Annotated in this window: 16 protein-coding genes; 12 read left to right on the plus strand and 4 right to left on the minus strand. The window is 72.0% G+C overall.

Annotated elements, in window-relative coordinates; genetic code table 11:
- Window positions 1-140 precede the first annotated feature (140 nt).
- From QA802_RS32055 to QA802_RS32080, 6 genes are all read left to right on the plus strand, one after another.
- The gene (locus tag QA802_RS32055; RefSeq protein ID WP_334529998.1) at window positions 141-1,079 is read left to right on the plus strand and encodes an ABC transporter substrate-binding protein; all 939 of its coding nucleotides are present in this window, start codon (window positions 141-143) and stop codon (window positions 1,077-1,079) included.
- 1 nt (window position 1,080) lies between these two features.
- Window positions 1,081-2,040 carry an amino acid ABC transporter permease gene (locus QA802_RS32060; RefSeq protein WP_334530001.1) on the plus strand — a complete coding sequence of 320 codons (960 nt, stop codon included), beginning with the start codon at window positions 1,081-1,083 and terminating at the stop codon, window positions 2,038-2,040.
- The gene (locus QA802_RS32065) at window positions 2,037-2,804 is read left to right on the plus strand and encodes an amino acid ABC transporter ATP-binding protein (protein WP_334530004.1); all 768 of its coding nucleotides are present in this window, start codon (window positions 2,037-2,039) and stop codon (window positions 2,802-2,804) included. The genes QA802_RS32060 and QA802_RS32065 overlap by 4 nt, the downstream gene beginning before the upstream one ends.
- A gap of 168 nt (window positions 2,805-2,972) precedes the next feature.
- Window positions 2,973-4,253: an NAD(P)/FAD-dependent oxidoreductase gene (locus QA802_RS32070; protein ID WP_334530007.1), complete on the plus strand. Its 1,281-nt coding sequence runs from the start codon at window positions 2,973-2,975 to the stop codon at window positions 4,251-4,253.
- Between the two features lie 42 nt (window positions 4,254-4,295).
- On the plus strand, window positions 4,296-5,747 hold the full coding sequence (locus QA802_RS32075) for an NAD-dependent succinate-semialdehyde dehydrogenase (RefSeq protein ID WP_334530011.1): 1,452 nt from the start codon (window positions 4,296-4,298) through the stop codon (window positions 5,745-5,747).
- Between the two features lies 1 nt (window position 5,748).
- Window positions 5,749-6,732 carry a D-2-hydroxyacid dehydrogenase gene (locus tag QA802_RS32080; RefSeq protein WP_334530014.1) on the plus strand — a complete coding sequence of 328 codons (984 nt, stop codon included), beginning with the start codon at window positions 5,749-5,751 and terminating at the stop codon, window positions 6,730-6,732.
- Window positions 6,733-6,875: 143 nt separating this feature from the next.
- On the opposite strand, the gene QA802_RS32085 is transcribed toward QA802_RS32080, so the two are convergent.
- Genes QA802_RS32085 through QA802_RS32095 form a run of 3 tightly spaced genes read right to left on the minus strand, consistent with a single transcriptional unit; the run spans window position 6,876 to window position 9,911 of the window.
- Window positions 6,876-7,700, minus strand: a complete 825-nt coding sequence (locus QA802_RS32085; RefSeq protein ID WP_334530017.1) for an ABC transporter ATP-binding protein — start codon at window positions 7,698-7,700, stop codon at window positions 6,876-6,878.
- 1 nt (window position 7,701) lies between these two features.
- Window positions 7,702-8,832, minus strand: a complete 1,131-nt coding sequence (locus QA802_RS32090) for a FecCD family ABC transporter permease (RefSeq protein WP_334530020.1) — start codon at window positions 8,830-8,832, stop codon at window positions 7,702-7,704.
- Window positions 8,829-9,911, minus strand: a complete 1,083-nt coding sequence (locus QA802_RS32095) for a FecCD family ABC transporter permease (RefSeq protein ID WP_334530023.1) — start codon at window positions 9,909-9,911, stop codon at window positions 8,829-8,831. Before QA802_RS32095 ends, QA802_RS32090 begins: the two co-directional genes overlap by 4 nt.
- 137 nt (window positions 9,912-10,048) lie before the next feature.
- Between QA802_RS32095 and QA802_RS32100 the strand changes: the two genes are divergently transcribed.
- Window positions 10,049-11,047 (plus strand): ABC transporter substrate-binding protein, encoded by a 999-nt coding sequence (locus QA802_RS32100; protein WP_334530026.1) that lies wholly within the window; start codon window positions 10,049-10,051, stop codon window positions 11,045-11,047.
- Window positions 11,048-11,166: 119 nt separating this feature from the next.
- Here the strand turns inward: QA802_RS32100 and QA802_RS32105 are convergent, their stop codons facing one another.
- Entirely contained in the window at window positions 11,167-12,030 is an 864-nt protein-coding gene (locus QA802_RS32105; protein WP_443042305.1) for a (2Fe-2S)-binding protein, read from the minus strand.
- Between the two features lie 272 nt (window positions 12,031-12,302).
- Here QA802_RS32105 and QA802_RS32110 point away from each other — a divergent pair, with 272 nt between their 5' ends.
- Genes QA802_RS32110 through QA802_RS32130 form a run of 5 tightly spaced genes read left to right on the plus strand, consistent with a single transcriptional unit; the run spans window position 12,303 to window position 19,552 of the window.
- Window positions 12,303-13,490 (plus strand): ATP-grasp domain-containing protein, encoded by a 1,188-nt coding sequence (locus QA802_RS32110; RefSeq protein WP_334530029.1) that lies wholly within the window; start codon window positions 12,303-12,305, stop codon window positions 13,488-13,490.
- Window positions 13,487-15,268, plus strand: a complete 1,782-nt coding sequence (locus tag QA802_RS32115) for an IucA/IucC family protein (RefSeq protein WP_334530032.1) — start codon at window positions 13,487-13,489, stop codon at window positions 15,266-15,268. The genes QA802_RS32110 and QA802_RS32115 overlap by 4 nt, the downstream gene beginning before the upstream one ends.
- Window positions 15,265-16,614 carry an MFS transporter gene (locus QA802_RS32120; protein ID WP_443042204.1) on the plus strand — a complete coding sequence of 450 codons (1,350 nt, stop codon included), beginning with the start codon at window positions 15,265-15,267 and terminating at the stop codon, window positions 16,612-16,614. The genes QA802_RS32115 and QA802_RS32120 overlap by 4 nt, the downstream gene beginning before the upstream one ends.
- The gene (locus QA802_RS32125) at window positions 16,614-18,350 is read left to right on the plus strand and encodes an IucA/IucC family protein (protein WP_334530035.1); all 1,737 of its coding nucleotides are present in this window, start codon (window positions 16,614-16,616) and stop codon (window positions 18,348-18,350) included. Before QA802_RS32120 ends, QA802_RS32125 begins: the two co-directional genes overlap by 1 nt.
- Window positions 18,347-19,552 (plus strand): type III PLP-dependent enzyme, encoded by a 1,206-nt coding sequence (locus tag QA802_RS32130; RefSeq protein WP_334530038.1) that lies wholly within the window; start codon window positions 18,347-18,349, stop codon window positions 19,550-19,552. Before QA802_RS32125 ends, QA802_RS32130 begins: the two co-directional genes overlap by 4 nt.
- Window positions 19,553-19,639: the final 87 nt, after the last annotated feature.

The raw sequence follows: 19,639 nt of genomic DNA on the forward strand, positions 1-19,639 counted from the left end.
ACGGATTCCCCGCATCACCGATTCCCCGTATGCCCAGCGTTTCTTCAGGAGGCACCGCCATGGAAAGCAACCGGACAGGCCGCAGAACCGTACTCCGCACCGCAGGCGCTGTGGCCGCCGCCATGCAGGTCAACAGAAACTTGAGTGTCCCGATCGTCACGGCGGCCCTGGCTCTCGCGCTCGCCGCGTGCGGGGCGAGCGGCACGCCGCAGAACGTGGGGGCCAAGGGCACGGCGCAAGGCGGAGGTTCCGGATCGTCGGCCGAGCACACCGACGACATCTCGGTGGGCGTGAAGCCGGATGCCAAGGCCGTGAAGCTGCTGCCCGCGGCGGTGAAGGCCGAGGGCACGCTCTCGGTGGCCATGGACCTGGCCTACCCGCCCACCACGTTCATGGCGTCGGACAACAAGACCCCGATCGGGTTCAACCCGGACATGGCCCGGCTGATCGCCGCCAAGCTCGGCCTGAAGCTGCAGATCAACAACGTCAAGTTCGACACCATCATCACCGGCCTGCAGGCCGGTCGGTACGACTTCACGGCCTCCACCATGGGCACCACGAAGGACCGGCTGAAGGTGCTCGACATGGTCGACTACTTCAAGGCCGGGACCGGAGTCTCCGTCCCCTACGGGAACCCGCAGAAGCTGGGCACCCACACGCTGTGCGGGCACCGCGTCGGCGTCACGTCCGGCAGCACCCAGGAGCTGCAGTGGGTGCCGCTGCTGTCCAAGCAGGACTGTACGAGCAAGGGCAAGCCGGCCATCGACGCGGTGACCCTGCCCAGCGTGAACGACGCACTCACCCAGCTGGTCTCCAAGCGGCTCGACGCGGTGATGTACGACTTCACCGCGCTCGGGTGGGCGGCCGAGCAGCAGCCCAAGACGTTCGAGGTCCTCAAGCCCATGGTGACCGCCAAGACCGTGGCCGTCGCGCTGAAGAAGGACTCGCCGCTGACCCCCGCGGTGCAGGCCGCCCTCCAGTCGATCATCGACAGCCCCGAGTACGCCGATGCCCTGGGCCGCTGGGGCTTCCCGGATCTCGGGATCACGACCGCGGCCATGGCCGTCCCGCAGGACTGACATGAGCACGGATCTGATCGGTACGAAGACCAGGAGCCGACCGGTGCCCGAACTGCTGCCCGAACACAAGAAGCGGATCACGCCGAAGCGTCCGCGCGACTACGTCGCCTGGGTGGTCGCGATCGCGATCGTCGCCGGCCTGGTGTGGACCGCGGTGACGAACGAGAACTATCGCTGGCCGGTGGTGTTCAGCTACTTCACCACGCAGACCATTCTCGACGGCCTGCTGGTCACGCTGATTCTGACCGTGGCGAGTATGGCCCTGGGCACGCTGCTGGGGCTGGTGCTGGCGGTGATGCGCATGTCGCCGCAGCGGCCCATTTCCGGGCTGGCCCAGCTCTACATCACCTTCTTCCGCGGCACCCCGGTGCTCGTGCAGCTGGTCTTCTGGTTCAACATCGCGGCGCTCTACCCGAACCTGTCGGTCGGCATCCCGTTCACCGGCATCTCCACACCGGTGGACGTGAACGCGATCATGACCCCGATGACGGCGGCCGTCGTGGGGCTCACCCTGAACCAGGCCGCGTACATGTCCGAGATCATCCGTGGCGGGTTCGCGTCGGTCAGCCGCGGACAGCACGAGGCCGCGGAGTCCCTGGGCATGTCGGGGTTCACCAAGCTCCGCCATGTGATCATCCCGCAGACCATGCCGGCGATCATCCCGGCCACCGGCAACCAGGTGATCGGCATGCTCAAGGAGACCTCGCTGGTGAGCGTGCTCGGCGTCGCCGACCTGCTGCAGAGCGCACAGGCGATCTACGCCCGCAACTACCAGACGATCCCGCTGCTGATCGTGGCCAGCCTCTGGTACCTGATCATGACGCTGGTGCTGAGCGTGCCCCAGTCCATGATCGAGCGCCGCTTCTCCCGCTCCACCCGGGCGCGGCTGACCCCGGCCGCCACCGCCGCCGAGCCCGGGGCCGGACAGCCCGTTCCCACCACGAGGGAGTCCCTGCTGTGAACGCCGACGGAACGATCGTCGCACGCAAGCTGTGCAAGAGCTTCGGACGTCACCAGGTCCTGCGCGACATCGACCTGACCGTCGCGGCCGGGGAGATCTCCTGCATCATCGGGCCCAGCGGATCCGGCAAATCGACCCTGCTGCGCTGCGTCAACGGCCTGGAGACCGTGGACCGCGGAGTCCTGAAGGTCAACGGAGAGGACTTCGGCTACGTCGAGAAGGACGACGCCTACCACGCCGTCCGCCCCAAGCGGCTGGCCGAGCAACGCGCCCGCATCGGCATGGTGTTCCAGCAGTTCAACCTGTTCCCGAACATGACCGCCGAGAGCAACGTCATGGCCGGACCGGTGCTGGTGCACAAGAAGGACCGCGCCGCCTGCCGGGAGCGGGCACAGCAACTGCTGGCCAGGGTCGGCCTCGAGGGGTGCGGCCACAAGTACCCCGCCCAGCTCTCCGGCGGCCAGCAGCAGCGCGTGGCCATCGCCCGCGCCCTCGCGATGGACCCCACCATCATGCTGTTCGACGAACCCACCAGCGCCCTCGACCCCGAGCGCGTGGGCGAAGTGCTCGCCGTCATGCGCGACCTCGCCGGCAACGGCATGACCATGTTGCTCGTCACCCACGAGATGGGCTTCGCCCGCGAGGTCGCCGACGAGATCCTCTTCATGGACGAAGGCATCGCCGTCGAACGCGGCGACGCACGCGAAGTGCTGGCCGACCCACGCGAGAAACGCACCCAGGCATTCCTCGAACGGGTGCTGTAGAAGCGGCCCGGACACGCGGCAGCGGACCCGGCGGCAGACCCGGCGGTGAGTCCGGAGAAGACGCTGGTCGACTGCGGCTGACGTGATCCCCGCACCCTGCCCGTCCTGGTCTTCGCTCCTGGTCGCGCCCGACCTCGCCTCCCTCGAACCCCCCGCTAAGGACCCGACATGAAGACGATTCCCTACTGGACAGATACCGCTGGGGCGTTTCCCGACCGGTCCGGCAAGCCGCTGACCGAGGACACCGACCTGGTGGTCGTCGGCGCCGGCCTGACGGGTCTGTCCACCGCCCTGCACTCCGCCCGCAAGGGCGCCCGCGTCACCCTCGTCGAGAAGGGCCAGATCGGCTCCGGCGCCTCCGCCCGCAACGGCGGCATGGCCAACCTGGGATTCACCATCGGCGTGGGCCAGGCCGTCCGCCGGTACGGACTCGAACGGGCCCGGGAGATCTACAACTCCTACGGCGAGGCCGTGGACACCGTCGAGCGGCTCGTGAACGAGGAGTCCATCGACTGCCAGTTCCGCCGTGTCGGACGCCTGGGCGTCGCCTCCCGCCCCGCGCACTTCGAGAGCAAGAAGGCCCAACAGCGCGACCTGGCAAAGTACTTCGGACACGAGACGACTCTGGTCGGCAAGTCCGAGCTGCGTTCGGAGATCGGATCCGACGCCTACCACGGCGGCCTGCTCGACCCGTTCAGCGCCGCCCTGCACGTCGGCCGATTCGTGCGCGGTATGGCCGACGCGTGCGAGCGCACCGGTGTCGAGATCCACGAGCGCAACGCGGCCATCGGCGTGCGGCGCACCGCCGCCGGCCGGTTCGAGGTCAGTACCGAGCGCGGTGTCATCCGCGCCGGGCAGGTCATGATGGCCACCGACGCCTACACCGACCAGAACTTCCCGTGGCTGCGCCGCCAACAGGTCTGCGTGGGCAGCTTCATCATCGTCACCGAGCCGCTCGGCGAGGAGCTCGCCCGGGACGTCATCCCCAAGGCCCGCCTCATCGTCGACTCCAACAAGGTCTGCCACTACTTCCGGCTCACCCCGGACAACCGGCTGCTGTTCGGCGGCCGCGCCCGCTTCGCACCGTCGGACCCGACCTCGGACAAGAAGAGCGGGGCCGTTCTGTTCCGTGAGATGTGCGGGATCTTCCCCCAGCTCTCCCGCACCAGGATCGAGTACGTGTGGGGCGGCTCCGTCGGTTTCGCCATGGACCGCATCGTGCACGCCGGGCAGACCGAGGACGGCGTCCACTACTCCATGGGATACGCGGGCCACGGCGTGCAGATGGCCACCCACATGGGGCAGGTCATGGCCGAGGTGATGGACGGCCACCCCGAGGTCAGCCCCGTCCGCGACCTCGCCCCGCCCCGCATCCCCCTCTACAACGGCACCGCCTGGTTCCTGCCCTTCGCGGGCGCCTACTACAAGACGCTGGACCGCATCCGCTGACCGGTCGGCAGCCCCCTCTGCACACACAAGGAGACACCCACGATGACTGTCGTCCGTGATGTTCCCAAGCAGCTGTTCATCGGCGGCGATTGGCAGGACGCGGAGTCCGGCCGGACGCTGTCCGTCGACAACCCGGCCACCGGCGAGGAACTGTGCCAGGTCGCCGACGCCTCACCCGCCGACGGCCGGCGTGCCGTCGAGGCGGCGGTCGCCGCGCAGGCCGCCTGGGCCGCCACCCCGCCGCGCGTGCGCAGCGAGATCCTGCGCCGCGCCTACGACATCATCGTCGCGCGCACCGAGGACCTCGCACTGCTGATGACCCTGGAGATGGGCAAGCCCCTGGCCGAGGCGCGTGCCGAGGTCGCCTACGGCGCGGAGTTCTTCCGCTGGTTCTCCGAGGAGGCCGTCCGTGTCGACGGCGGCATGATGACCGCTCCCGACGGCAGGAACCGTCTGCTGGTCTCCCGTCAGCCCGTCGGCCCCTGCCTGCTCGTCACCCCCTGGAACTTCCCCCTGGCGATGGGCACCCGCAAGATCGGCCCCGCCATCGCCGCAGGCTGCACCATCGTCCTCAAACCCGCGCCCCAGACTCCCCTGGCCAGCCTCGCCCTGGCGGAGATCCTCACCCAAGCGGGCCTGCCGGCCGGTGTGCTGAACATCGTCACCACCTCCGACGCCGCCGATGTCGTCGAACCCCTGCTGCGCGGCGGGAAGATCCGCAAGCTCTCCTTCACCGGCTCCACCCAGGTCGGCCGGATCCTGCTGGCCCAGTGCGCCGACACGGTCGTCCGCACCTCCATGGAACTGGGCGGCAACGCCCCCCTCGTCGTCTTCGACGACGCCGACCTCGACGTGGCCGTCGAGGGCACCATGGTCGCCAAGATGCGCAACATGGGCGAGTCCTGCTGCGCGGCCAACCGCATCTTCGTCCACACCAGTGTCGCCGAGGAGTTCGCCTCCCGCCTCGCCGCCCGCATGGCCGCCCTCACCGTCGGGCCCGGCACCGAACCCGGCACCGACGTCGGCCCCCTCATCGACCTCGCCGGCCGCAGCAAGGCCCACGACCTGGTGCGCGACGCCGTCAAGCGCGGCGCCACCGTCCTGACGGGCGGTGAACTCCCCGAAGGGCCGGGCTGCTTCTATCCGCCCACCGTCCTCACCGGAATCGCCCCCGACTCCGCGATCACCGACACCGAGATCTTCGGCCCCGTCGCCGCGATCCGTTCCTTCGAGACCGAGGACGAGGCCGTCGCCGCCGCCAACGACACCGAATTCGGGCTGGCCGCTTACCTGTTCACCCAGAACCTCGACCGCGCCCTGCGCGTCGCCGAACGCCTCGAAAGCGGAATGATCGGCATCAACACCGGACTGGTCTCCAACCCCGCCGCGCCCTTCGGCGGCGTCAAGCAGTCGGGCCTCGGCCGCGAAGGCGGACGCGTCGGCATCGACGAGTTCCTGGAGTACAAGTACCTGGCCGTCCCCGTCGGAGCCTGACATGCGCGACCGACTCGTCGTCCTCTACCGCGGCAACCGGCCCCCCGCCACCGCACGCATCGAACGCCTCGCGGACACCGTCTACGCCACCGAGGAGGAACTGCCCCACCTCCTCCCCGGCGCCGACGTCCTGCTGGCCTGGGTGACCATCACCCCGGCCATCCGGGAGGCGTGGCCGGACGATCCGCAGAAGGCGCCCCGCTGGGTCCACGCGTCCTCCGCGGGCGTGGACTCCTTCCTGTTCCCCGCCCTGGTGGACGAGCCGCGCGTCCTCCTGACCAACGCCCGCGGGGTCTACGAGCAGCCGACCGCCGAGTACGTCCTCGGCCTGATCCTCGCCCTCGCCAAGGACTTCCCCGGCACCTGGGAGCACCAGCGGCGCCGCGAGTGGCGTCCGCGCCCCAGTGACGGCGTCACCGGACGCACCGTGCTGGTCTGGGGGACGGGGCCGATCGGCCGGGCCATCGCCCGGCTGCTGCGCGCCGTCGGGATGCGGGTGAGCGGTGCGGGCCGCAGGTCCCGCACGGACGACCCCGACTTCGGCACGGTCCACGGTGCGACGACCCTGCGCTACGCCCTGACGGAAGCGGACTACGTCGTCCTGGCCGCCCCCCTCACCGAGGACACCCGGGGCATGGTCGACGCTCCCGTGCTCGCCGCCATGAAGCCGGGGGCGCGGCTGATCAACGTAGGCCGTGGCGGACTCGTCGACGAGGAGGCGCTGGTCGACCACCTCGCCGCCGGACGGCTCGCCGGCGCGGCCCTGGACGTGTTCGCCCAGGAACCGCTGCCCGCCGAATCACCCCTGTGGAACCTGCCCGGCGTGATGATCTCCCCGCACACGGCGGGCGAGACCACCAGCGAGCGGGAGGCGCTGGTCGGGTTGTTCCTCGACAACCTCACCCGGCACATCGAGGGCCGGCCCCTGCGCAACATGGTGGACAAGCGGCGCGGATACGTGGTCGAGGACACGCACCCCGCCTGAAGGCGAGCAGCACGCGCCCCGGCCGGCGATCCCTACCGGCCGGGGCGCGTGCTGCTCGCCCTTCTGCGGAGACGAACTGGTCCACCGCACCCGGGTGTCGCGGGTGACGCGGTGATGCCGTCAGGCCCGTACGCGAGGGGGCGTCACGCCGGCTCGGTGCGGCGGCCGCCCTCCGGGATGACCAGGGGGGTGCCGGCGACAGGGCAGTCGATGACCGCGGCGCGCAGGCCGAAGACCTCCCGCACCAGGTCCGGAGTGACGATGTCCGAGGGGGCGCCGGCGGCGACGACCCGGCCGTCGCGCATGGCGATGAGGTGGTCGGCGTAGCGGCAGGCGAGGTTCACCTCGTGCAGGACCATCACCACCGTGCGCCCCTCGGTGCGGTTGAGTGCGGCGACCAGTTCGAGGACGTCGACCTGGTGGGCCAGGTCCAGGTAGGTCGTCGGCTCGTCGAGCAGCAGGACGGGCGTGTCCTGGGCGAGGGCCATGGCGATCCAGACGCGCTGGCGCTGGCCGCCGGACAGTTCGTCGATGGACCGGGTCGCGAGGTCCGTGGCTCCGGTGGCCGCCAGGGCGCCGTCCACGGCGGCCTCGTCGGAGGAGGACCACTGGCGCCACCAGCGCTGGTGGGGGGTGCGGCCGCGGGCCACCAGATCGCGGACGGTGATGCCGTCGGGTGCGCTGGGGGTCTGCGGGAGCAGGGCGAGGCGCAACGCGAAGTCGCGGGCGGACAGGCCGGCGATGTCCTCGCCGTTCAGGTGGACCGTGCCGCCAGCCGGCTTCAGGAGCCGGGCGAGGGCGCGCAGCGCGGTGGACTTGCCGCAGGCGTTGGGGCCGACGAGCGCGGTGATCTTCCCCGCCGGGATGGTCAGGTCGAGGTCGTCGGCGACCACGCGGTCGCCGTATCCGAGGCGCAGACCGGCGCCGGTCAAGGCGGCGGTGACGGCTTCGGTGAGCTGTGCGGTCATGTCAGCCTCCCTTTCCGGCCCGGTTGGTCCGGGCGAGGAGCAGCAGCAGGTAGGGGGCGCCGACGGCGCCCGTGAGCACGCCGACGGGCAGTTCCGTCGGGGCCAGGACGGTCCGGGCGGCGAGATCGGCGAAGATGACCAGGACGGCGCCGGTGAGCGCGCTGCACACCATCGGGATGCCGGGGGTGCCCGCGAGCCGCCGGGCGATCTGCGGGGCGCCGAGGGCGACGAAGGCGATCGGGCCCGCCGCCGAGGTGGCCAGGGCGGTCAGGCAGGTGGCGAGGACGAGCAGCGCGATGCGGGCGTGGCGGAGCGGCACGCCGAGGCTGCGTGCGGTGTCGTCGTCGTACTGGAGCAGTTGGTACGGGCGGGCCAGCGCGACGGTCAGCGGCAGCAGCAGCGCGAGGGAGAGGCCCGCCCACTGGACGTGCTCGTAGCCGCGTCCGTTGAGGCTGCCGGTGAGCCACACCATCGCCCGGGAGGCCTGGTCGATGTCGGCGCGGGCGAGCATCCAGCGGGTGAGGGCGACGAGGGCGCCGTTCGCGGCGATGCCGACGAGGACGAAGCGGTAGCCGGTGATCGTGCCGTCCCGGAAGGCCAGGAGATAGATGACGGCGGAGGTGAGCAGCGCACCGGCCAGGGCCCCGAAGGGCACGGCCCCGAACGTCCCGGCGCCGGCGGACGCGACGCCGCCGATCAGGATGGCGCCGACCGCGCCGACGCCGGCGCCCGCCGAGATGCCGATGAGGTCGGGGCTGGCCAGCGGGTTGCGGGTGACGGCCTGGTAGACGGCGCCGGCCAGCCCGAACGCGGCGCCGACCAGGAGGGCCGTCAGGGCGCGGGGCAACCGGAGTTCATGGATGATCAGGTCGGCGGCGCCGTCGCCGGCGCCGAGGACGGCACCCAGGACCTCGCCGACGGGGATGGCGTACGTGCCGAGCGACACCGAGGCGACCAGGCCGGCGAAGCCCAGCAGGATCAGCACGACGAGAGTGAGTGCCACCCTCAGGCGCACGGCCGCTCCGAACGGGCCGATCTCCATGCGCAGGGCCGTCGGCCGCGGGGTCGTCGGCCGCGGGGCCGTCGTGCGCGGCGTCTTCGTGCGCGGGGTCGTCGTGCGCGGGGTGCTCATCGGGTGTGCTCCTTGAGCTTGCCGCGCTTGACCATCACGGCGAGGAACGGGGCTCCGAGCAGCGCGGTGACCACTCCCGCCTCCAGTTCTCCGGGACGGGCGACCATGCGTCCGACGACATCGGCGGTGAGCATCAGCGTGGCGCCGCCGAGCGCCGAACAGGGCACCAGCCAGCGGGCGTCGGGACCGGTGAACGCCCGCACGACGTGGGGGACGACGAGGCCGACGAAGGTGACGGGCCCGGCCGCGGCGACGGCGGCCCCGGTGAGCAGGATGACCGCGACGGCGCCGAGGGCCCGGGTGGTCCGCACGCGGGTGCCGAGGGTGGTCGCGAGGTCGTCGCCGAGGGCGAGGGAGTTGAGCCGGCCGCTGAGTCCGATCGCGAGCAGCAGGCCGACGGCGATGAACGGCAGTAGTTCCAGGCCGAGTTGTGCGTCCCGTCCGGCGAGCGAGCCGACGGCCCAGAAACGGAACTGGTCCAGGGTGCGGACGTCGAGCAGGACCAGCGTGTTGGTACCGGCGTCGAGCAGGACGGACACCGCCGCGCCGGCCAGGGCGAGCTTGGCCGGCGTGGCGCCGCCGTATCCGGTGCCGCCGACGGCGTACGCGATCAGTCCCGCGAGCGCCCCGCCGAGGAAGGCGAACCATATGTATTCGTACGAACTGGTCAGTCCGAAGGCCCCGATGCCGGCCGCGACGGCGAACGCCCCACCGGCGCTGATGCCGATGAGACCGGGATCACCCAGCGGATTGCGGGTGATGTCCTGGGCGAGGGCTCCGGCGGCGCCGAGCGCCAGTCCGACGAGGAGGCCCAGGAAGGTACGGGGCATACGCAGTTCGCGGACGACGACGGCGTCGCCGTCCGTTCCGCCGACGATCGCGTGCAGGACGTCGGAGAGCGGGACGGACTTGGTGCCGATGGCGAGCGAGGCGCAGGACACCGCGACGAGCGCGGCCACGAGAAGGACCGCGACGACGGCGCGCGGGGCGGCTCGTGGGGCGACTCGTGGGGGTTGGTGAGGTGGTGGGGCGGGCGGGGGCGCGGCGGCGGCCGAGTCGGGGACGGGCTTCACAGACACCTGCATAAGGTAAGGCATGCCTAACGGTTGTGTGTACGACCGTCCCGCCGTGTGGATCCGGCCGCGCGGAGCCGCTATTCTCACAACTCCGTCATAGGTAAGCCTTACCTAAGTGTCAGTTTGTGTATCGGAGATCCATGAACACCCTCATCCAGCGCCGCCGACCCGGCCGGTTCGCCGCTGCCCTGCTCACCGCGGTCGTGGCCTTCTCCGTGGCCGCCTGTGGCGGCGGAAGCGGCGACGACGAGCCCGCCGCGGACAAGGCGGCCGCGGCCTCCGACGCGAGCTTCCCCCGCACCGTCACCCACGACAAGGGCAAGACCGAGATCAAGGCGAAGCCCAAGCGTGTCGTGGCGCTGGACAACAGCCTGGTCGAGGCCGTCGTCGCACTGGACGCCCCGCTCGTGGGCGGCGTCGGCTCGTACCGGGACCAGAAGGGTTTCCCTCCGTACCTCGGTGACGCGGTGAAGGACACCAAGGACGTCGGCCCGCTCGACAGCCCGAACCTCGAGGCGATCGCCGCCCTGAAGCCGGACCTCATCGTGTCGGCGACGGTGCGTCACGAGGACCTCTACGACCAGCTGAGCAAGATCGCGCCGACGGTCTTCGTGAAGACCACCGGCCCGATCTGGAAGGAGAACATCACCTTCCTGGGCACGGTGCTGGGCGAGGAGAAGAAGGCCGCGGACAAGCTCACGGCGTACCAGACGCGCGCGAAGAAGATCGGTGACGCGATCAACGCGAAGAATCCCAGGCAGACTTACTCGCTGGTCCGCTTCCTCGACGGTCCGACGCGCATCTACCTGCAGAAGACCTTCAGCGGCATCATCCTGACCGACATGGGACTCTCGCGTCCGGCGAACCAGCAGGACCCGGAGGAGTTCAACATCGAGATCAGCGAGGAGCAGATCGGCCAGGCCGACGCGGACCACATCTTCGTCACCACCTTCTCGGGCGGTGCGGAGCGCAAGGCGAAGTTCCTCGCCAACCCGCTGTGGAAGCGCCTGAAGGCGGTGCAGAAGGGCAACGTCCACGAGGTCGAGGACGCCACCTGGATGACCTCCGTCTCGCTCCAGGGCGCCGACCTGGTGCTCGACGACATGGCGAAGATCTTCAAGGTCGACCCGGCCAAGTAGGCACGGCCGAGTTGGGCCAAGCAGGCAGGGCCGTTCCGGGCGGGCCGGTGCCGGCGGCGTACGAGACCGTACGACCGCGGGGACCGGCCCGTCGTGCTGTGTCCACCCGGTGCCGGTGTTCAGTCCGCGTCCTCGAGTCGGCGCAGCCGCTCGGCGTCGCGGGTCCTCGGGCAGGTCAGGCACGCCTGGTCCGGTTCGATCGCGTAGTACAGGCAGCAGCCGAGGCGAGTGCGGGTCGGGTAGCGGCGGCCGTCGCGCCCCGAGAGGCGTCGGAAGTCGGCCCCTCCCGGAAAGGGCGCGATCGCCGTCGGAAGCAGCTCGGTCGCCGCCCGCACCGCGTGCTCCTCCTGGTCGAGCATCCGGCCGAGGTACCAGACACCGGAGAGCAGATCGTCGGCGACCATGCCCCACAGGGCGCGCGGTCCGCGCCGGATCGACGGGCCGATCGCGGCCAGCAGCGGGCGTACGTGGTCGACGACCGCGGCCCGCAACTCGGCGCGCAACTCCTCCTCGTGGCCGACGGTCCGGGCGCCGGCGGCTCCCGCCGCCGGGTCGGCCGGCAGGCAGGCGAAGTCCTGCCCGGGGACGAGACCGATCGCGCCCGTCGTCAGGTCCACCCGGATGTCGCGCGGTGAGATGCGCGGCACGCGACGGTCCAGGTACCAGGCCCCGCTCATCAGCAGACTGACGGACCACAGGTACTCGTGCAGTGCCCGGGAGGCGGCGACGTCCCTGCGCGGGGCGTGGCCCCGGCATGCGCGGACACGGGCCGCCGAGGCGTCGAGGAAGGAATCCAGCACGCCGGGGGCGCCGGCCAGTTGCGCTCCGTCGGGCATGGGCGCGGCGGGGTCGTCCGGCGCCCCCGGGCGGACGATCCGGGCGTCGAGCGCTTCGCAGACGGCGATGACGCGCAGGTAGGTGCCGGTGAGGGCGGACGCTTCGCCGGGGGCATCGCGCTCGGCCGTGCCCGCCGCGGCGGTCATCGACCCCGGACCCATCCTCATCGGAACTCCTTCACGACAGTAAGTGAGGTCAGGCTTACCTTAGTGGTAATCGGGGTGACGGAAGGTCGGCGCGCCCGGTCGGCCTCGAGGGGAACGTCCGGTCGGCCTCGGGGGAAAGGGGAGTCGGGTCGGGTCGATCCGGTTGAAATCTTAGGATTGCCTAACCTAAGCTCAATGTTGCGGCACCGCGAGCGCGCGCGACTGTGCCCCGCACCACGCGTTCCCCTTCCCGGAAGGCCCCGTCCACTCCCATGCGGCTGTATCTGCTCGCCCTGAACCCCACCGACTCGGTCACCGAGGGATTCCTCCCCGCAGCAGCCCGACTCGGTCTCGACGTCACCGTCCTGACGGACCGGCCCGCCGCCCACCGGGACCACCCGGACATCGAGATCCTGGAGTGCGACGTACGCGACTTCCGCGCCGTCATCACCAGGATCGCCACCCACCACCGGCCCGACGCGGTGTTCACCAACAGCGACCACCTCCAGACACAGGCGGCGCTGGCGGCGGAGTACTTCGGCCTGCCCGCCAAGGACTGGCGGGCCGCGCTGCGAGCCAAGGACAAGGCGCACCTGCGGCGCCATCTGGCCCTGACCGGAGCCGACACGGTCCGGTCGGCCGAACTCCCCGCCGGAGCGGATCCGTCCGTGCTCGCCGGACTCGACGTGCCGTTTCCGTGTGTGGTCAAGCCGCGCGAGGGCGTCGCCAGCGAGGACGTGGTCCTGGCCGCCGACAGCGAGGAACTCCTGCTGCGCTGCAAGGAGATACAGGCCCGGCGGCCCGAAGCGGCGCTGGTCGTCGAGGAGTTCCTGGCCGGCGAGCTGTACACCCTGGAGACGCTGGGCGACGGACGCGTCCGGCACGTCCTGGGCGGATTCCACACCGAGCTGTCGCCGCCGCCGTACTTCATCGAGGAGCGGCTGACCTTCGTCCCCGCCCACCCCGAGCCGGTCGCCGAGCAGATCCTCGCCCAGCTCGACGCCCTCGGAGTCGGCTTCGGCGCCTGTCACACCGAGTTCGTCGTCCACGAGGGCCGGGCCCGCATCATCGAGGTGAACTACCGGGCCATCGGCGACCAGTGCGACCTGCTGCTCGCCCAGCTCCTCGACATCCCGCTCTTCGAGCACATCCTGCGCACCCACCTCGGGGAGCCGCTCCCCGCGGACCTCGGCGCCCGCACCGACGGCGCCGCCCGCCTGGAGTACCCCTGCGCCGAAGCCGCCGGCACGCTGGTGTCCGCCCCGGGCCCCGTCGACCTCGACGTCGACGGCGTGAGGCTGACCTACCGTCCGCTGCGCGAGACCGGCGAGCGCCACGAGCTCCACCACACCAACCGCGACTATCTGGGCGTCCTGCGCGCCACCGGCACCGACCAGTCGACCGTCGACCGGGTCGCCGCGGACTTCCTGGCCGCGCGGCGCTGGGAGATCGCCCCGTGACGACACTCGCCGCAACGGCTCCCGGCCAGGCCGGCACGGCGGAGCGGGACCTGCTCCTGCGGGTCCTGTCCGCGCTGCTGCGGGAGGACGTCGTCGGGCTGCGCAGCCGGAGCACCCTCGTCCAGCGGGCGGACGGCCCGTGGCTGCGCCGCACCTCGCAAGACGGTGACACCCTGCTGATGCCGGTCGCCGAGGACGGCTTCCAGAGCGCGTACGCGGCCCGGCTGCCGCTGCTCGTCCGGGAGGCGGACGGCAGCCGGCTCACCACGTACGACGAGATCGTCGGCGCCCTCAAGGACCTGGCCGAGCCGGTCGACCACCCCGGCTTCGACGCGTACACCGAGGAGTGCCGGCAGACCCTCGCCACCATGCGGCTGCACGAGCGGACCCGCGAGGAGACCGCCGCACGGCTCACCGCCTGCCACGGGGGCGACCCCGCCCGCTGGACGGGTCACGCGGGAGGGCTCGCGCACGACACGCTCGCCGCGCGTCTCGATCATCCCGTGTACCCGACGGCACGCGGCCGCGCGGGCCTGGACGACGACCAGGTGCGGGCGTACGCACCCGAGTTCCACCCGCGTTTCGCGCTGCACTGGGTCGCCGTGCCGCACGAGTCCGTCACCGTGCCCGGCGGCGCCGACCACCGGCCCGCCCGCTGGCCCACGCCGGCCGAACTGGGACTGCCGGAGCTCTCCCGGACCCATCTCGCGCTGCCCGTCCACCCGCTCACGACGGGCGCGCCACTGGAGGAGGCGCTGCGGGCGACCGGCCTGCACGAGCGCGCGGTGCTCGCCCCGCGCCCGCACCTGGACGTCGTACCGACGCTGTCCATGCGGACCGTCGCCCTGGCCGACGAACCGTCCCTGCACCTCAAGCTGCCGCTGGCCACCGCGACCCTGGGCCTGCGCAACCGACGCACCATCAAGCCCGGAACCCTCGTGGACGGTGCGGCGGGACAGCGACTCCTCGAGACCGTGATCGCCCGGGAGCCACGCTTCCGGGAAGCGATCCTGCACGCCGACGAGACGGTGTACGCCCACGCCGGGCACGAGCTCCTCGCCGTCCTGTGCCGCCGCTACCCCGCCGGCCTCGACGACTGCGTCATCGTCCCCATGGCGGCACTGCTCAGTGAGGCGCCCGGCGGCCGGCTGGTCCTCGACCACCTTGCGGACCGGTTCCACGGCGGGGACCCGGTGGCCCTGCTCGACGCCGTGCTCACCCTGCTGTTCGACTGGCAGACCACGCTGTTCGGCCATGGCATCGCCCTGGAGTCGCACCAGCAGAACATCTCGCTCGTCTGGGACCGGGGTACGAACGGCGGCAACCGGCTCCGGCTGCTGCTGAAGGACAACGACGGCCCGCGCGTCAACCTCCGCCGACTGCGGGACAGCCTGGGCGCCGACGCCCCCGACCCGGCCGAGTTCGACGACGCCCGCGTCTTCGGCGACGACGACCGGGCCGTCACCGACCTGTTCACCACCATCACCGTGCACCTGTGCGCGGGCGCCTACGCCTTCGGCCTCGCCCGGCACGGCCGCGCCCCGCTCAGGACGCTGCTGGCGCTGGTACGGGACCGGCTCTCCGAGGCCGTCGAACGGCTCGGCACCGCTCCCGGCGAGCCCGGCGCCGTACTGCGCGCGCACCTCCTGGACGCGCCGGAACTTCCGGTCAAGGCCATGGTCACCGCCGGAACGCTGCTGTCCAAGGAACGGTCGGGCGCCGCCGACGTCAACAAGCACTACACCACCGGCCCCAACTACCTGAGGACCGAACGTTGAGTGCCACCGCCGCCCCTCCGAACGGCACCGCCGCAGCCGCCGCCTCCGCGACGGACCCCGTACTCGCCCGCCGGCAAGTGCACGCCGTGGCCGGATGCTACTTCGTGGCGTCCTTCGCCGCCCTCGGCCTGCCGCCCTTCCTCACCGAGATCCTGCCGGAGCTCGGTGACCCCACCGCCCGCTGGGCCGGCGTGCTCTACGTCGTCCCGACCGTCTTCGGCGCCGTCGGCGCGCCCCTGTGGGGCCGTCTCGCGGACCGGTACGGCCGCAGGCGGCTGCTGCTGCGCGCGCAGCTCGGGCTCGCCGTGTCGTTCCTGCTCGCGGGCTGGGCCGACTCGATCGCCACCTTCACCGCCGCACTCGTCCTCCAGGGCATCCTCGGCGGCACGTTCGCCGCGTCCAACGGCTACCTGGGGGCGGCACTGGAGGGCCCGGCCCTGTCGAAGGCGCTCACCCTCATGCAGGGCGCGGCGCGCGCCGCTCTCGTCGTCGCGCCGATCGTCGTCGGCTCCCTCTCGCCCTGGCTCTCCCCGCACCGCCAGTACGCCCTGCTGGCCGTGCTGCCGCTCACCGCTGCCCTGTTGATCTGCGCGCTGCCGGAGTCCCGGGGCGAGCGCGCCGGGACCCCGAGGGCGCAGGACGCGCCGGAGGCGGACGCGGAGATGGACGAGGAGGCGGACGACGAGGCGCAACCGTCACCGCGGACGGCACCGGCACCGGCTTCGTCACCGGCACCGGCTTCGGCTTCGGCACCGGCACCGGCTTCGTCACCGGCACCGGCGACGTCTCTGCGGGCCCTCTACGCCCTGGAGTTCGTCTTCGTCTTCTCCACCGTCATCTCCTTCCCGTACCTCGTCGCGCTCATCGAGGAGCGGCTGCCCGGCACCTCCCCGGCCGTCTCAGGTGTCCTGTTCGCCCTGCCGCACCTTTGCTATCTGGTCACGGCGATGGCGGTGCACAAAGCGTTCCACCGCCGACCCCGGCTCGGTCTCGCCCTCGGCTTCCTCTGCATCGCGCTCGGTCTCGCCGGACACGGCGTCGCCGTCTCGCTGGCCGCCCTCACCGCCGTACGTCTCGTGCTCGGAGCGGGCCTCACCCTCGGGCTCGTGTGTCTGTCCGTGCTGGCCGCCGACTGCGCCAAGGGCCGGTCACCCGGCGGCATGTTCGGCTCGCTCGAGTTCTTCTCGAAGGCCGGGGCCGTCGCGGCAGGCGTCGCCGCCGCGGTCGGCAACGGCTTCTTCGGACCGGCCGCCCCGGTCCTGACGGGCACCGTCGTGGCCATGGCCGTGATCGTTCCCGTCGCTCTGCCCCTTGTGAACCCCCTCCGCACGCGCTGGAGCCGTTGATGTCGCAGCCCCGACCCCAGGGCATCGCCACCCGCCCGCCCGCCGAACTGCCCGACGCGGACACGACGGTGGCGCACACCCTCCTCAACTGCCTGCTGCGGGAGGTCTCCGGACCGGAGCACCAGACGGCAGCCAGCGACGGCCACCTCCTGTTGCGCCTGCCTCGCGCCGGCGTGCTGCTGCGCGTGGCGCTGCGCCGTACCTCCCTGCTCGGCGCGCACCGCTTCGCCGGCCCCGTCCACGAGCAGCGGGACGGCGCATGGGAGCGCATCGACTGGCGGCGCCTCGCCGAACACGTCCAGGACGAGCTGTCGTTGCGCACCGGGGTGCGCAACGACGAGTTCCTCGGCCAGATCGCCTCCAGCCACCAGGCCGTCACGGCGGCGCTCGCCGCCCGCGCGACCGGCACCGTCCACCAGGACACCTACCTCGCCTCGGAGCAGTCCCTGCTCTTCGGCCACCGGTTCCACCCCACCCCCAAGGCCCGCACCGGTGACGCCGCCTCCTGGCTCACGTACGCCCCCGAGGTCGGCGCGTCCTTCCGCCTGCGCCACCTCGCCGTCCGCGAGAACCTGATCGTCGAGGAGAGCGCCGACCCGGCGGCCACAGCGCGCCTCGACCGGCTCGCCGACGGCGTACCGGAGGGCTACCGTCTGCTGCCCGTGCACCCGTGGCAGTACGAATTGCTCAGCGACCACCCGGCGCTGCGCGCCGCCCTGGACCGCGGCGACATCCTGGACCTCGGGACCGGCGGCGTCCCCTTCGCCGCCACGGCCTCCGTCCGCACCCTCTACGACGGTGACGTGTTCCTCAAGTTCAGCCTGAACGTCCGCATCACCAACTGCCTGCGCAAGAACGCGAGTTACGAGCTGGCCGGCGCGGTGGCCCTGACCCGGCTCGGCGCACCCGTTCTCGACGGGCTGACCGACCGGTTCCCCGGCAGCGCCATGCTCCGCGAGCCCGCCTACCGCAGCCTCGCCCTGCCCGGCCCCGACGGCACGCCGGACCAGGACCTGCTCGAAGGCTTCGGCGTGATCGTCCGCGAGGGGCTCGCCGCCCGGCTGCTGCCCGGCACCACCCCGCTCCTCGCCGCCGCCGTCGCCGACGAGTACCCGAGCGGACCCGGCCACATCTCCCGCCTCCTCGACGACGCGAGCCCCGGCATCGCGCTCGACTGGTGGGCCGCGTACCTGAAACTCCTCGTCCCGCCAGTCCTGGCCGCCTACTTCGATCACGGCCTGGTCCTGGAACCCCATTTGCAGAACGTGGTCGTCTGCGTCGACGACGACGGCATGCCCGCCCAGGTGCTCTTCCGCGACCTGGAGGGCACCAAGCTGGTGCCCGAGCACCACGCCGACACCCTCGCCGCGCTGCCCTCCGCGGTGGCCGGGCCCATGACGTACGACGCCGAGCGCGGCTGGGACCGTGTCGCGTACTGCCTGTTCGTCAACCACATCGCCGAGATGCTGGCCGCCGTCGCCGATCTGCACCCGCAGACCGAGCCCGCGCTGTGGGCCCAGGTCCGCGCCACCCTCCAGGCGTACGCCGACCGCCACGGCTGCCCGCCCCGGCTCGCCGCGCTCCTCGCCGGCGTCCCGCTGCCCGCCAAGGCCAACCTGCTCACCCGCTGGGAGCGCAAGGCCGACCGCGAGGCCGGTTACGTCCGCCTGCCCTCCCCCTTCGCCGAGGACGTGCTGTCCGAGGCCGCCGACCACTCGTGGAGCCACGCCCGATGACCGCCCCCACGCGCGCGGTGCGCGCCCTCGTCCGCGACCTGTCCTGCGACGGCCTGCCCGCCTACGTCTACGACCTCGCGGCGCTGCGCGAGCACGCCGCCGCCGTGCGGGCCGCGCTGCCCGAGCGCGTCGAGCTCTACTACGCCGCCAAGGCCAACCCCGAACCGGAGCTGCTGGCCGCGCTCTCGCCGTACGTCGACGGATACGAGGTGTCGTCGGGCGGCGAGCTCGCCCACGTGGGCCGCGCCGTGCCCGGCCGCCCCCTCGCGTTCGGAGGTCCCGGCAAGACCCCGGCCGAGATCACCGCTGCCCTGGACCTCGGAGTGGAGCGTTTCCACGTCGAGAGCCTCCACGAGCTGCGCATGCTCGCCGATCTGGCCGCCCGCAGGGCCCCGGACACCCCCGTCGGCGTCCTCCTGCGGTTCAACCTGCCCCTGTCCGCCGCCTCTCTGGAGGGCAGCTCCCTCGCCATGGGCGGCCGGCCGGCCCCGTTCGGCCTCGACCCCTTGGACGCCGACACCGCCGTCGCCCTGCTGGCCGACGGCACGTTCCCGCACCTGCGGCTCCTGGGCGTCCACGCCCACCTGGCCAGCGGCCTGGAGGCGCAGGAGCAGATCGACGTCGCCGAGTCGGTCGTCGACTGGGCCACCGCCCTCGCCGCCCGGCACCGCGTCCGCCTCGCCGAGGTCAACGTCGGCGGCGGTATGCACGTCGACTACACGACCCCCGACCGCCGCTACGACTGGGACACCTACGGCAAGGGGCTCGCCCGGCTCGTGGAGCACCACCCGGACCTGACCCTGCGCATCGAACCGGGCCGAGCGCTCACCGCCTACTGCGGCTGGTACGCCACCGAGGTCCTGGACGTGAAGCGCAGCCACGGCGAGGACTTCGCCGTCGTGCGCGGCGGCACGCACCACCTGCGCACCCCGGCGACCAAGGGCCACGACCAGCCCTGCTCGGCGCTGCCCGTGGAGGCCTGGCCCCACCCGTGGCCCCGGCCCGCCGCCGGATCCGGCACGGTCACCCTGACCGGCCAGCTGTGCACCCCCAAGGACCTCCTCGCCCGGCGGGTTCCGCTGCCGGGCCTGCGGGCGGGCGACAGGGTGGCTTTCAGCGTCGTCGGCGCGTACGCGTGGAACATCTCGCACCACGACTTCCTCATGCACCCCCCGCCGGGGTTCCACTTCGTCGGCTGGTAGGTCTCCGTCAGGTCGTCCTGGCGACTCGCGGCGAAGGCGTGTCCTTCGTCGAGCCACTGGCCGAGGACGGTGTCGGGCGGCCGGTCA

The sequence above is a fragment of the Streptomyces sp. B21-105 genome (assembly GCF_036898465.1).
GTDB lineage: Bacteria > Actinomycetota > Actinomycetes > Streptomycetales > Streptomycetaceae > Streptomyces.